Annotated in this window: 1 protein-coding gene; it reads right to left on the bottom strand. The window is 42.9% G+C overall.

The window, feature by feature from the left end:
• Positions 1-15 precede the first annotated feature (15 nt).
• Positions 16-16938: a T9SS type B sorting domain-containing protein gene (locus WAA86_RS01780; RefSeq protein ID WP_337299251.1), complete on the bottom strand. Its 16923-nt coding sequence runs from the start codon at positions 16936-16938 to the stop codon at positions 16-18.
• Positions 16939-17032 lie beyond the last annotated feature (94 nt).

Below are 17032 nucleotides of genomic sequence, written 5' to 3'. Positions count from 1 at the left end.
AGGTTAAGTCTTTTATTATCTATAAAGGGTAAAGTGACCTACAAATTCCCTGTCGTCCTCTTCTCCTTTCAGTTTGAGTACGTACCAATAATCCCCAGTTGGTAGCTCGGTCTCCTTATAGAAACCATCCCAACCTTGATCATTTAATCTCATTCTGTACACCTCTCTACCATAACGGTCAAATATTATGGTTAGTATATTGGGCCACGATTCTTCATTCTTTGGTTTCCAGAAGTCGTTTTGTCCGTCTCCATCTGGGGTAAAGAAGTTCGGAATTTCGATGTCTATAAACTCTACAAATATTTGTTGTGTAGCCTCGCAACCGTTCTCATCAACAACAGTCACTGTATAGGTATCTGTTCTATTGATGAAGAATGTAGTTTTGGATCCCTTGTCCTGATCTCCCAGATAGAAGGTATAATTTTGTCTTCCACCTGATGCCACTGCTGTGATTTCATTGATGTTCTTTTGCTCCAATACCAATGTTAACGGCTCATATTGCTCAATTTCAAAATCAATGGTCTTGATACATCCATTGGCATGGGATACCGTGATATAATGTTGTCCTGGAGCAATATTGGTAAAGTTGGGATCCAATACCATATCCGCTGGATCCGTTGAATCCAAAGCGTATAAGACATCATCGGATACTGACATGTCCGCCAACGTTAGGATAATTGAGGCTTCCGGAGTAGCTCCTGTACATTCGTACACAGGCTCTATCTCAGCGTTTAGGTTTACGCCTTCCTCTATTTCCACAATGATGTTGGTTTCACACCCTAGACTGTCTTTCACAAAAATCACATAGGTCCCTGCTGCCAAATCGGTGAACGAGGTTTGTCCTGGTACAAAATCCGATGGGTTGTTAGAGTTGAAAGCCGCACTGTATGGTGCGGTTCCGCCAGTAATATCGATGGTGATGGAACCATCTTCGCTTCCGGCACATATCTCCGATTGAACCAAGGTAGTCGTAACTTCCAATGGAAGTGGTGCCACTATTTCAAGATCGAATATGAAAGGCTTACAACCATTGGAGTCTTGTGCGATGACAGTATATGTACCAGGTAATAAATCGGTAAATACATTTTTAGAGCTAAACTGATTCAAGTTAGGGGAAATGGCATATTGATATGTACCTGTTCCGCCAACCAAGCCAACTTCTATGCTACCAAAATCATCGGCACACATGGGGTTGTTTACGATTGGCGTATTGGCCGTCAATTCATTTCCTTCGGTAATAATCACTTGCTCCCTGTCCATACAATCCTGACTATCAACTTGTATGTAATAGGTTCCAGCAGCCAAATCATTGAATATTCTACTGGTCTGTGCTGGCCTAACCACAGTAATCTGGTCTTGTGCCAATAGGGTATAGGAATATCCTCCCAATCCGCCAATGGCCCTTACTTGGATAAGACCGGTAGCCTCACCAAAACAACCCACATTGACAATGGCATCTGTTGTTAATTTTAATTCTGGTACTGCATCCACTGTTACCCTATTGGATATAGTTGAAATACATCCATTGGCATCCCTGATAAAGTATTCGTATGCACCTACGGCCATATTGGTCAAGCTAACGGTATTTCCCGCCATTGGGGTGAACACTCCAGAAGTTGTAGTACTATAGCTGTATGGTGCAGTTCCACCACTGGCGGTCAATCTAAGATTGGCACCAACGGTACAGGTATTCATTTGGGTGATGGCCAAGGATGCAACCACTTTGGATGGTTCGTTGATCACTACCGTTGCAGTAGTGAAGTCACAGTTCCAACCATCGGTAACGGTTACCGTATAATTTCCAGCAGCCAAATTGGCAAAAATGTTGGACGATTGTGGTCCGGAAGAAATACCCAGATCCAAATAGTTAAGGATATAGTTATACCTAGCTGTTGGATCAATCGCAGGCCTTCCACCTCCGGTAACAGTGGTAGTAATAGATCCTCCGAAATCTCCTTCACACATAATCGTGGCCGTAGCAGAAGCAGTAGCACTGATCTGAACTGGCTGCACCAATGTTTCTGAAGAGAATACCTCACATCCGTTCAAATCCCTCACATATACTTCATATGTTCCAGCGGCAAGGCCTCCAAAAACATTGTTTGTCGTAAAATCTCCTGCTGATGGTGGTGTTCCTTGAGCAATGGCGTAGGTATATGTACCCCAACCACCAGTTCCATTCGCTGTAATTTGCCCTAGGTCGGAACAGGTTACCTCAGCTGTGATATCGGTTATCAATTGCAGGGGATTGTTCGGTGATGCAATTTTAATGGTGTTTGAAACATCATCACAGAACGGTGTCCCTGTTGCTACAACATTTACATAATAGTTGCCTGCAGGCAATCCGGTAATGCTTATTGGGTTCGTTGATGTATTTGAAGCAACAACCCCAGTCACCGACGTACCATTGGATCTGAATACCTGATACGTATATGATCCTACATAATTGTTTACCTGTAAGGACATGGCACCATCAGTATCCCCGAAACAAGTTACCGGTTTCGTGGGAGTAGCTACAACGTCTATAATATCAAAAGGAACTATTGTATATGGAGTGGTTGTAAAATAACAACCCGTCACATTATCTGTTACCCTGAACACATAGTCCCCTACTGCCGTTAAAGTGAAGTCCGCTGTTTGTACTCCAGCACCCGGCGAAACCGTAGCGGTTCCCATTGGCAAGAGATCAAATTTGAAATCTCCAGATCCTCCAACAACTGATAAGCGAACTGTTTCATCATTGATGCAGGTAATCGCTGTTTGTTGTGTAAAATTCACAGCTGTAATTTTTGGCAATGGGTTAACGGTGACCATGGTCGTATTGGTACATCCGTTATCATCTTTAACGGTTACCGTGATATTCTGTACAGCTCCAGTGTCCGTTATGGCAAAAGTATTGGAGTTTACAAAGTTCACTCCATTGATGCTATAGGTATAAGGAGCAGTACCATTAGCGCCAGTGGCAGTAATAATTACCTGGGCCACCGAATTATTTGCATTACATGCAAACTCGGTATTTGTTGCCGTTACGGTTACAATAGATGGTTCTATTATGGTTACGGTTTGTGTATCGACACAGTTCCTATCTGAAGTAACTGTGATATCATATGCTCCCGCGGCCAACCCTGTAAACAAATTGCTGTTTTGGGTAGTGCTTGTAGTGCCATCAAATATGGTATAGGTGTACGGCGGATTATTATTGGAAGCATCAAGAATAACCTCAATGGAACCGTCTGCCCCTCCATTACAAGACACATTTTCTTGGGTAAAGGTAAATACAACTGGCGTAGGTATTTCCAAAGAAACCGGTGCCTGTGTACTACATCCAGGGCCTCCATTATCATGAAGAACGGTAATATAATTCCCAGGTGCCAATCCAGCAAAAAGATTAGATGCTTGAGGTGCCACCAATTGGGCTCCGAATTCATCCTGTAGTTCATATAGGTAATTTCCTGAACCTCCTGCTGCGGTCACGGTAACCTCTCCATCACTGGCTCCACAAGAAGGTTGTAAAGTAGCAATAGGCGTTGCTCCCAAAGGTGGCATTATCACCATAGGCGTTGTTGCGATACAGCCATTGGCATCCCTCACAGAAACGGTATAGGTGCCAGGTGCGGATACAGTAAGGATTGCACTGGATTGGAAGCCGTTACCTACACTGTATTGCAATGGTGCCTTTCCAGTACCCGTTGCCGTAAATGTATATGAGGTTCCATTTGATGTACACTGATCGTCCGCGTAGGCTGGTACAGAGACCGTTGGTGTAGGATCTTCATTGACCGTAACGGTGATGAAGGTAAAGCATCCCCTAGAATCCTGAACATACACATCATAATTAGCAGGGTAGACAGCAGGGTTTACCGTTGCCGTAGCACTTGCCTGATAATCTGCTGGTGTTATAGGATTTCCTTGTGGGATAAACGCATAGGTATACCCTGGGGTTCCCCCATTGGCCTTAACACTCACTTGTGCCCCAATGTTACAATTAGCATTTACATTATTGGTTTCAATAAGACTTATAGCAGCATTAGGGGAGGCTATGGTCACTGTATTTGTGATATCATCGCAGAATGGAGAATCGGTAGCGATTACACGTACTGTAAAGTTCCCTGCAGGCAGTCCGGAAATAGTCCTTGGGTTGCTAGAAGTGTTGGAAGCTACCACCCCAGTTATAGAGGCTCCAGTTCCATCCAATACTTCATAGGTGTAATTACCTAGGTAATTGAAGACCTCAAGGCTCATTTCCCCATCAGAATCCCCAAAGCAGGTTACTGGTTTGATTGCCGTAGCCTTCACATCTATAATATCGTAAGGGGCTATGGTGTAAGGGGTTGTTGTAAAATAACATCCTGTTACATTATCTGTAACTCTAAAGGTATAATCGCCAACAGTGGTCAATGTATAGTCCGTACTATAAACACCTGGGCCATGGGCAACAGTCGCCCCTCCCACAGGTAACAGATCGAAAGTGAAATCACCAGAACCACCAGTCACCGTTAAACGTACCACCTCATCATTGATACAGGTAATGGCCGTTTGTTGTGTAAAGGTAACATCAGTGATTATAGGTAATGGGTCAATTGTTTGCGTCAATGGAGCAACAATCGTACATCCTTTGTTGTCCTTAACATTCACTGTAAAATTACCCGCGACATTGGTTACGTAGGTATAATTATTCTTGGCTGCTCCAGTCCCTTCAAAATAGGCGCCACCGTTGACACTGAAAAAGTATGGTCCTGTTCCTGTAGTAGGGTCAGCAGTAATATCAAAAGAGGCTGTCTGCGCAGTATTGTTCGCATCGCAGGCAAAATCAATTACATTGCTTATAGAGGCCACCAATTGTAGTGGTTCCAAAATAGTCACCTGATCTGTAATTACACAGTTGCGGTTAGAAGAAACTGTAATGTCATAGATGCCCGGATTTAACCCTGAGAAGAACCCATTGTTTTGGGTAATGGCAGGGTCTGTTCCGTTATTTATGGTATAGATATACGGAGGATTGTCATTGACTCCCGCGCCTGGGGCAACCAATCTCACATTTATAGTTCCATCCGCTGCACCAAAACAACTAATATCTGTTTTCTGGGTAGGCTGTAGGGTTACAGGTGTCGGCTCTTCCAAAGTTACTTGTACTTCCTTGGTACAATTGGCAGGGTTTCCTAGGGTATTGTCCGTAACACGAACTATGTAGGTTCCAAAGGCCACTCCTGTAAATTGGTTTCCAGCTGGAGCAATCCCGGTTGGGGTAATTCCATCAGCTTCGAACAATTCTACAGTGTTAACTCCCGATCCACCCGTTACAGCAAAATCGATAACCCCATCGTTGGTTGTACAAGTAGGCTGGGAGTTAACTGAAGCGGTAAATTCAAGCTCTGGACTAATGGTAATGGATTCAATTTCACCACAACCATTGGCATCCACCACTTCTATATCGTATGATCCTGAAGACAGGTTGCTGAACGTATATGGGAAAGCTGCTATATTTTGGAAAGCATTTCCAACTATTCTAATTCTATATGGAGCTACGCCAGTATTGACAGCATCCATACTTACATTTACCGAATAGCTGCCTTCAGCCTCACATTCATCAACAATAGCCAATGAAATGTCTGGTCTGGTATCCTCCGTGATGGTAATATCCAATACTTGTGAAATACAACCATTGGCATCTTGTGCATATACATCCCAGTTTGAGCCAAGACTAAAGTCAAGGTTTAGCGTTTCATCCTCTGGGAAGGCCCCTGGAACAGCGGCACCATCCAAGACAACGGCATAGGTATAAGGTCCTGTTCCTCCACTGGCCTGTACCACTACAATGGCATCTTCATTACAATTATCAGGAGTATTGCTTACTTCAACCACAATCACTTCTTCTGGGGCATCTATGGTCACTGAATTGGAAACTTCAAAACAGAATGGGTCTTGGGTTTCTGTTATTTCAACGGTATAGGTCCCAGCAGGCAATGTTTGTGGAATCACATAGTTAAATGGATCTGATACGGCATCCGAACTTCCAGCAGCTCCTGCAACAGGATTCCCTACATTATCCAAAACTCGATAATTAAAAGTCCCTATATAACCCGTAATATTAATTTGCATCTGCCCATCAGAACTATCACTACAGGTGGCATCAGATACCAAGGATGCGGTTACCTTAATGAAATCATAAGGAGCGATGTTATGCTCAACGACAAATGTACAATTGGTAATATTATCCAATACCTCATATACATAGTTGCCTGGCGCTGTCAAGACAATATTTGAAGGATCCGCAACCGCATTACCACTAGGCAATTCTGTATAGGTGTAGTCTCCAGAGCCATCAGCTGGAATTATTGCAATAATCTCGTCATTGGAACAATCAATTGACTGTATTTGGTTTATGCTGGCCGTAACCTTTTGTTTTGCAGGAACAGGCACAGAAATAGACGTGGTACATCCGTTGTCATCTTTAACAATAACACTCACATCGGGAGAGCCATAAGCTACCCTATAAGTGCTGTCCGATTGGAAAGAACCACCGTTGAAACTGTACAGGTATGGAGCGGTACCGGATGGATTCCCTGTACCGTCATTCTCAACGGTTACCGTTACCGTACTGGCGTTATCATCACATGTATAGTCAGAGGCAGTGGCCGTTATAGTAAGCTCTGAGGGCTCGGTAATGGTGCTAGTTTCATCATGGGTACATCCCTTTCCTGAAATTACCGTAACGGTATAGTTTCCTTGACTCAAACCGGTAAATACATTGGAATTTTGGGTTGTAGTGCCCCCATCCAAGCTGTACACGTAAGGTGAATCCAAATTACCAGCGTCCAAACTAACGGTAATTGTTCCATCAGTACCACCAAAACAACTTACATCTGTTGCAGACAAACTAAATGTTGGATCAACAGGTGCCTCTATGGTAACAGAAACATTTTTGGAACATCCTGTTATATTATCTACCACGCTAAAATCGTAGGTACCACTTGTCAACCCAGTAAATACAGCATTATTGACTTGAGAAGGACCTGCCGGATTGGTTTGGGTAAATGTAAAATCATTGGAACCACCGTCTGTTATAATGGTCACTTCTGCACTGTTGGAAGGGTTGCACTGCTCCTCAGCAGTTACACTTGCCCTTGCGAACAATGGAGGATGTATTGTAATAAGTTCTGCAGCTTCCCCACAACCACTGGAATCTACAACCCTCACGGTATGATTTCCAGAGGAAATGTTGGTAATTACTACCGAATCCCCAGAATTATTAAGATTAACCGGCTCCAAAGAACCGCCATCTATGCTCATATAGTATGGAGCAACTCCATCATTATCCAAGGTTACCGTTATTTCATAAAATCCTTCATTGGCACAAGCCGTGGTCAGCGCAATAGAAATGGTTGATTCCGGTTCCAAATCATTGGTAACGGCATCAGAAACAATACAGTTGTTTGCATCTTTTACATAAATGATATAATCACCGTATTCCACATTTGCATAATTCTGAGAAATCCATCCCGGACTTGTTGCCGTTGGAGCAGGGTCAGCAGGAGTCAGGAATTGATATTGATAAGGGGAAGTACCATATTTTGCTGTTCCGGTTATGATCCCTGCATTGGTCATGCAATTGTCATCCTTAACCGAACTAGCGGTCAATTCCAATAAAACAGAGGATTCATCAATAGTAAAATTCTCAGTTCCTACTGAACAATCATTATAAGCACCACCTACTTCTTTGAAAAGTACGTAGTAAATGCCTGGTGCCAATGGCCCTAAATTTGAAACACTAACTGGTCCTGCTGGCGGGTTCACTGGAGAACTTCCAGTTATTCCAGTTGATGCATTTGATTGTGCATTGAATATTTCGTATGTCACATCAGTTGCCCCGACATCATAATTATCAAAACTAAATGATATCGACCCATCCGCTGCCCCTTTACATGTAACGTCTGTGATTGCATCCCATGTAGAGCTTAAATTCGAAGGCGAATCTATTGGCGATGCTGCAGATTCAAAATAATAACAATTATTTGTAAGATCATGTACAACAAAAGTATAGGTAATCCCAGGTGTCAAGCCTGTGAAGGTCGTAGTTTCTGGAGTTCCTCCATCAGCAGGCTGATAGGCAGTTGGATCTGCGTACGGAGCTGTATAACGATCCAATATCGCAAACTCATAATTACCACTCCCGGTTGCAGAAGAAACGGTAACAACAGCAGTTCCTCCTACCGAGCAATCAGCTGTAATAGCTGAAACATCAATATCTAAATCATCTGGTGGAGAAGCAATAATATCTGTTTTACGCAAAGAACATCCATTGGCATCAACGACATCTATTTCATAGATACCAAATTCCAAGATGGTAAAAGTATAATTTTCCCCTCCCGAGGTAGTAACATATTGTTGCGAGTACCCATTATTACCAGTTAGGAAATAGCTAAATTCAGCAGTCCCTCCAGAAAGGTTTTCAACAGTTATTGTCCCAGGAGTTACTCCACCCGCATCACATTGGATAGGAGTTACAGAATAATCATAGGCAATTGGATCTGGTTGCCCAATGGTAATGGCAAAAGGATTTGATTGACATCCCTTGCTATCAGTAATGGTCACTTCATAATTTCCTGCAGGCAAACCAGCAGTTTGACTTCCGTAGTTAACTGTACTACTCACATTTATAACTTCTGTTGTAAAAGGCCCAATTCCTTTAGATGTGTCAATTGTAATATTTAAAGTACCAGTACTATCACCATTACACAACGGATCTGTGGCCGATACTGTCAATTCCGGTTGTTCCGTTGAGTTTACGGTCACAGGATTGGAGTATGCATCACAGCCATAATCATCAAAAACTCTGAAAATATAATCGCCAGGGACATTGGTGCTGAAAGTAAATGTAGCTCCGGCCAAGGCTCCTCCAGGAGTAAAAGTTGCACCTCCATCGGTACTGTATTCATAGCGGTCATATGGCGTGTATCCACCATTTATAGACACGTCAATTACGGCATCGGTTGGCGCGGAACATGTAAGGTCTTTTGTTAAAACCGCACTTGCCACAATAAATCTTTTGGGAACAACTATTTGTAATGTAACAGCACTACAGCCATAAACATCCGTGACATCAAAATCATAGGTGCCGGGAATAAGTCCCGTAAAAGTATTGCTGAACTGATAAGCCCCTCCATTTACCCTATATCTATACGGACTCTGTCCACCGGATGCTTCTAGTTCGATGGTAACCCCATCAGCGTCATAACAGAGATCTGAGTTGGCCCCTAGTACCAAGTTAGGTGTGGAAGGAGGTGCAATGGAGATGGGCTTGTTGACAACACATCCATTGGCATCCATTACATAAATGGTATAATCACCAGCCGGAACATTACTGAAAACCCTATTTCCTTGGTAAGGCACTATGGTAACCGTACTTGTTGCATCCATTAACTGGTATTGATATGATCCCCATCCTCCTGTAGCGTTTACCGTAATGGCTGCATTGTTCAAGCAAGTTACATCGGTATTGGTATACGTGAAATTTAATGGGGAAATGGGCTCACTGATCAATGCTGGTGCCGAAGCGGTACAGGTAGTCTGATCATCGGTTACATTTACACTATACGTTCCAGTTGCAAGATTAGGAACAGATATAGGTGTGGTCGTAGATATATTATTTTCAAATTGTACAGTAACTCCCGAGCTATTTACAACAGTGTAGCTAAAGGTAGAAACAAAGTCACTTGCCGTAAAGGCAAACTCTCCATCGGCGTCCCCTTTACAGGTTACATTTTTAACCAATTGGTACAATACACTAACTCTAGGTATGGTATTGATCGTATAATTTTTTCGAATAGAACATCCCTTGGCATCCGTAACTTCAAACGTATAGGTCCCTGGAGTCAATCCTACGAAGGTGTTGTTGTTGCCGTTATTGGTAGCTTTAAGAGCGGGCGCTACAATCTTATAAATGAATGGTCCGTTTCCATCGGTTACCGTCACGGTAACGTTACTAACTATGGCAGGACAGGTCATTGCAGATGGAGCAAATGAAAGGTCTGTAGGAGCGTTCAATGGATCAATAGTTTGTGTACTGGTCGCCGTACACCCTTTTGCATCTCTAGCGGTAATGGTATAAGTTCCGGCCATTAATCCACTGAATGTAGTAGCTGCTCCAAAATTCACCCCATCAATACTGTATTGGTAGGGTGCAGTACCCCCAGCTGTACCCGTTACGGTAATCGTTGCCGATCCGGAAGTACATGTATAGTCCTGAGAAACAGAAGAGGTAGTAGTCATAGGGGCAGGATCGGTTAATGTGACCGTACCTGTAATTTGACACCCTTTGGAATCTGTAATGGTATAATTATAATTTCCTGCTGCCAAACCTGAGTATACCGTCTGGGTAGATGGGGCGCTGCCATTGAATACAATTTGATATGGAGGAGTACCCCCAGAAACACCTAGGTTTACTGAACCATCGGCAGAGCCTGCACAACGTGGGTCCGTAACTACTGGTACTGCCGTTGGTGGGGTATTACTACTTACTATAATTGTATTGGAAGTCACAGTACATCCAGAACCATCGGCAATTACGAATTCATAAGAACCAGCAGTTGCGGTGTTGTAAGTAAATGGGGTTGCTCCTACGGCCATACTGGCTTGGAACAATGCTCCATCTTTAAAAACTTCATAGGTATATGGCGTGGTACCATTTGAAATGGCAACACTGATATCTGCAGCCGGACTGGCACTACAATCCAAATCCTTAACCAAGGTCGCATTTACGGAAAGCGTTGGGTTAACGGTTATTGTTTCTGAATCAGTACAGTTCTTACTATCTATTACATCAACGGTATAGGTCCCTGGAGCCAACCCACTAAATACATTTCCAGACTGGTAGGCGCCCCCATTAATTCTATATTGGAAAGGTGACTGTCCTCCAGAAACAACGGAAGCTGTTATGGTTAAACCAACAGTGGCATCATAACACAAGTTGTTGGCACTGATGGTCAAATCTGGTGCAATAATTGGATTTATTGTAAAAGTACCGGGAACAACACATCCATTTGCATCGGTAACCGTTACATTGTAAGATGCTGAAGTATCCAACAAGCTGCCAAAAGTTCCTGAACTATTGGAAGTTACTACGCCACTAGGGTCTGTAACTTCATAAGTATAGCCGCCCCATCCACCAGAAGCGGTGATGGAAACAGAACCAGGCACTGTTCCACTAGGAGAACAGGTTGGATCCGTAACAGAAATAGTATCTATAGCCAATGGTGTGGCCGGTTCGCTTACCGTAATGGTGGTAGTATCGGAACACAGGGTGGTTTCATCCGTGATTACTATAGTATAATCCCCGGCAACCAAACCATTAATAGTTGTAGTAGTCGCTGACTGATTGGTCACAGGTGCTCCCCCGTTAATGGTATATTGATACGTTGAGGTAAAACCGGAAGCATCAAAAGATATAACCCCGTCAGCCGCACCCATACAAGTCACGTTACTCACCAAAGTGCCAACAATGTTAATAGGGGTTACAGGTGATATGGTAAATGTTTCTGAATAAGAACAACCATTGGCATCGGTCACCAAAAAGGTATAGGTGTCTGGAGCCAATCCAGAAAACACATTATTATTTCCGTTGTTGAACGCGGCTGGGGCTGTAATTTCATAGGTAATCCCCCCTGTACCACCAATAACTGTAAGCGTTACATCTGATGTTTGTGCGGGACAATTTGGTGCCGTTGCACTAAAGGTAATATCTGTTGGTGGATCTAGTGCAGGAATTACTACACTATTGGTTACAAACGTACAACCACTGGCATCTTTTACAGTAATAGTAAAAGTACCATCCGTTAAGTTGGCAAAGGTATCGGAACCAACAAAAGTAACACCATCAATGCTATACGTGTAAGGAGCTGTGCCACCCGTTACATTTTGAGCTTGTATGGTTCCATTCTGTAAACAGGTATAGGGTTGAGTCAATACGGCATCTGCAGCAATAGGGTTAGGGGTTGATAATGTTACGCTGTCGGTATAGGTACACCCTTTACTGTCCTCTACAATATAAGTATAGGTACCCGCACCCAGACCGGTATATAAGGTTTGGGAAGAAAGGCCCATTCCATTAAAATCTACTTGATAAGCCGGTGTTCCAAAATTGCCATCTATAATTATTTCAACACTTCCATTGGTCGCACCATCACAGTCGGGATCAATGGCATTGTGAGTAGCCACAGGAGTTGATATTGGATCAACAACCACTGTTGTTTGGGCTGTACAACCTTCACTGTCTGTTATTAAAAAGATAAAAGAACCGTCGGTTGCCGTAGTATAAGTTATGGTATTCCCTACCACTGGAGTACTTGCGCCTCCATTGATTTGATAGGAATAAGCGGTATATCCTCCATTAATGGTAATATCTATTACTGCATCTGGAGAAGCACTACAGTCCAATTCCTTGGTCAAAACCGAGGAGGTAGTTAGTTGTGGGTTAATTACAACTGTATTGGAAGTTGTGGTGCAACCATATGCATCCCTAACCACTACTGAGTATGATCCAGGGGTAAGGTTGTTGAAAACATTTCCGTTTTGTGCAGGCGCCCCATTTAAACTATAGGTATATGGCGTTACCCCCCCAGAAGCGTTGGCAGTTAAGCTTACGCCTGTTGCGGGCGAATAACATAGGTCCGTAGTGGGATCCAAGCTAACCGTAGGATTTACGGGGGCGGTAATATTAAAGGTATTTGTTACAATACATCCACCGGCATCGGCTACACTAATAGTATAGTTTCCGGTCTGGGTAAGCCCAGAAAATACATTGCCTGCCTTTGGTCCAAGAACACTTCCATCGGGTTGTGTCAATTGGTGGGTATATCCTCCCCAACCATTGGTAGCGGTTATGGAAACAGATCCATTTGCTGTACAAGTAAGCGGTGTCACATTAAAGGTAAATCCTAATGCAGCTGAAGGTTGGTTTACTGTTATTGTTGTAGTATCGGTACAGGCAGTTGCCTCGTCCGTAACTTCTATGGTGTAATTTGCTGCGGTAAGACCCGTTAAATTGATTGTCGCAGAGGACTGACCCGTTACAGCGGTCCCACCGTTAATGGTATACTGATAGGTGGTCCCAAAGCCGGCTACATTGAAATCAATTGCCCCATCATTACCACCAAAGCAGCTCACGTTGTTCACTAAAGCTCCATTAACGGCAATATAGGTGATGTCATTAATAGTATAGTTTTCGGTATAGATACAGTTGTTCTCATCGGTCACCTCAAAAGAGTAGGTACCTACAGCCAATCCATTGAAGGTAGCTGTAACCCCATCGGTAGAATCAGGGTTTTTTACAGACGGACTTGTCATTCTATAGGTCAATATCCCTTTCCCACCTGTAGTGCTTAAAGTAACATTTGAGGTAGGCACGGCACACGTGATCTGTGTAGCGCTAAAGCTCAAGTCTGTTGGAGGTGTAAGTGGATCAATGACAATTTGTGGCAGGGCTATAATACAGGCAGGGTTGTTTGTGTCCCTTATACTTGGAGAATAGGTGCCATTGGTTAAATTGGAATATGTGGTTGCGGCACCAAAAGTGACCCCGTCCAAACTGTATTGATAACTTCCCGAACCACCTGTGGCACCAGAAAAAGTAATGATCCCATTTTGCAAACAGGTATAATTCTGTGTTAAGGTAGCCGTTGCAGTAATTTCCGTAGCAGGATTAATAGTGATTGGATAATCATAATCACACCCGTTATTCCCTTTCTTAAGACGAACATACAATGTATAATCCCCTGGGGCCAGATTGTAATAATTCTTTTGGCTGGTAAAAGTTATACCATCCAAACTGTATTCTACGGTAAAGCCATTGCTATTGATAAGATCAACGCTAATACTTCCATCATTGGCATTAAAACAAGTCTCATCGGTGTGCGTAATATTGTAATCCGCTTCCTCCTCCAAGGTTATTGTTACTGGGTTCGAAATGGCGGCACAGTTATTATCATCCAGAACCACATATTGGTAGGTTCCCTGTTCCCCGATCTTAACATCAAAAATTACACTGGTTTGGTATGCCGAGGCTGGAATATCATTTACATCAGCATATAGTGGCCCTCCAGCTCCATTTTCATCAACATAGCTCCAAACGGCATAGAAGTACTTTCCAGAACCACCTGCACCTTTTACTTGGATATTACCTTCCTTACAGCTCACATTTTGAGAAACAACAGCCGAAACAGACAAGGAAGAACTTGAATTGATACTTACATTTTGGGTATAGGAACAACCATCATCCGTAGTTGCTATCACTGTATAGTTTCCTACGTTTACAGAATTAAAGGTGTAATTGTTATCGTCAGAAGGACCAAACGAATCGACCAAGGCACCACCTTGCCTTAATTCATAATAATATTGGGGGTCTACATCATTAACTGAAATGCTGATCGTACCTTTTCCATTGGCACAGAAAGGATCTGTTTTGGTTACGTTAACGGAAAAGTTACGTTGAAAAATATCAATACTCTTTACCTCAAAGATACAAGGGTTTGTCGATACATTTTGTTGTCTGATGTATACATTATAAGCACCAGGGGTGGCTATATCAAATACACCAGTAGTATTGGAATTACTCCAATCATTTTGGTTTAAACTATATTCATAACTACCCGGTACGTTGGTAATGGTAATATTCCCAGGTTGTCCGCACATAATGTCTTTTTTGATGACATTGGGCGTTAATATGTTCTCATACACCTTAAAATTGAACCTGTTGGAACAGCCATTTTCATAATTTACTACAAAACGAAATGTTCCCGCTTCTGTGGCCGTGTAGTCTTCCGTGGTGGCCACAGTGGTCCATACACAAGACGCATTTGTGGTAACACAATTGTCTGAAGCAGGAGCAGAACAACTGCCTTCATTCAATTTCTGCCATGCAAAAGAAATGGCATCTGTAAACGTAGTTTCAATTAAACGTTCATCATTGGCCCCACAAAGGAAAATTTTTGGCAAGGCAGATCCATCATTGGAGCAGGTTGCCACCTCATCTGCGTAGGGGATTACCGGGTTGGGTACGTTATTGGTAAAAGGAACCACTTTGATCACCTCATCAAAGCTCAAACAAGGTGCAGGAGCTGTTTTTGTTACCGTGTAAGTACCTAGTTTGGTCACTACAATACTTTGGGTATTCCCAACAACATTACCGTTTTCATCCTTCCATTGATACGTGTCAAATCCGGTACCGGCTGTCAAGGTTGCTGTGCTACCGCACAAATATTGTTCTCTGGTAAAATCACAATCCCCTAAATTTACCAAGAAGTTGGTAGCACCGGGCACCGCATATCCACAATTGTCAAATTTGGAAACACTGGGATCATCAGAGATGACATTATTGTTAAATACACCGCTATACGTTGCGTATGCGATGTTTTGAATAATATTGGAACAGGCATCCCTTAGCCTGTAACAATCAGGGACTACGCGCACTTTTAATTTTATGGTGTATCGTGGGTCTCCTTTTTCTACAAATTCTTTTGGAATGGTAAAAACTACCTCATGTTTGACTTGATCATAAACATAAGTTATTGCATTTCCATTGATTGGTGCAGGGAGCACCAAACCACTAGGGACAAAATCCACATTGGTAGGAAGTGCGTCCTTTAGGGTAAAGTTTACCGCATTATCATTACCAATATTTTGGAATTTAAGGGTGTAGAACATTTCCTGACCCAAGGTAACATCAGCGTTGGAAATGTCATTACCGGCCACATCCTCTACATTTTTTGTCACATCGATTTCCGGTTCAATGATCTCTACATTGAAGGAATTGAAAAAAGGATAATATTGATCACCTGTTGACGTAAACCTAAAAGTTGCTGCGGTTTCCGAGTTGGGCAAAGTAGCGTTCGCGGGGTTGTCCAACAAAAAGATATCGGTATCATAACCCAATGTATTGGCACTATTTGGGTTTCTAGTAGTTACTACAGCTCCATTTTGGGTTATGTTACTATTAAAAAAGTTGTCTATGGGATTGGTGGCATTGCTCAATTGGGTAAACGTAGCCTTACTTGCGGCCTTAATACTCAATTGATCACCACTGATCCTAAAATCTCCTTCCAATGCCGCAACACCAATATTGGCTCTTACGGGACCAGCAGGAATTGTTTTAAAACCTGCATAGTTTACATCTACCTGTGGATCAGCTCCTCTTACCCTGGCAAATCCATCAAACGTGGTAATGAGCTTACCAGTAACTGTTGGATTTTCATATACAATAACTAAAGTCCACCCACCTGCGGCCCCACCACCAGGAGAAAGGGAACCCGTAACCGAACGAATATTTGCAATGGTGTAAGTTCCTTGTGGATTGGCTTGAGCAGTTAATATTGAGGTGACATCGGCATAACAAGCATACGGGCTATTTTGTCGCATACTGTTATCCGTACTAGTAAAGCCGTCGTACAGAATTTCATCAGCAGTTACATCAACGTATGAGCCACCAGGCACCTTTAATTTAACCCTATTAAAATCGTTCTGCCTCCCCGTTCCCACAGCCTGACCAGCTTGGGCACTTGGGTAGGTCGCAGACCAATAGAGCCCGGCGTACCTTATCTGATTACATTCCGGAGAGGGGTAAGCCAAGGTAGCACTACTGGAACTGAAGGTTGATGGGTCACTATCCACATCAATATATTGCATGTTCTTGGAGTCGTTGTAATTATTGGCGCCCCCTGTCTCAGTATTACCGTTCCCATTGGTGCTTAGGTTGTTGTAGGCATTATTGGGCCTGGTAGTTCCTGTTCCCCCATCCCTATTGACGATATTATTGGCAATAAAAGTTAGGTCTCCCTTGATATTGTTCTGGTACCGCACTTCAAAATTATTGAATTGCTGCGCAAAACCGGTGTAACCCAATAGAATCACCAATCCCAAGATTATTTTTGAATAGAATGTTACTTTCATTCGGCTAATTCGTTTGGTAAAACCCGCAAAAAATATATCGTGCGGACATCCGTTGTTATTATTTTTGAATGACTGGGTATTGTAGGATTAACGT

Origin of the sequence: Sediminicola sp. 1XM1-17 (assembly GCF_037203765.1) — a bacterium.
Lineage (GTDB): Bacteria > Bacteroidota > Bacteroidia > Flavobacteriales > Flavobacteriaceae > Sediminicola.
The sequence above is the reverse complement of the archived record's forward strand: the minus strand, read 5'-3'. Positions and strand labels throughout refer to the sequence as shown.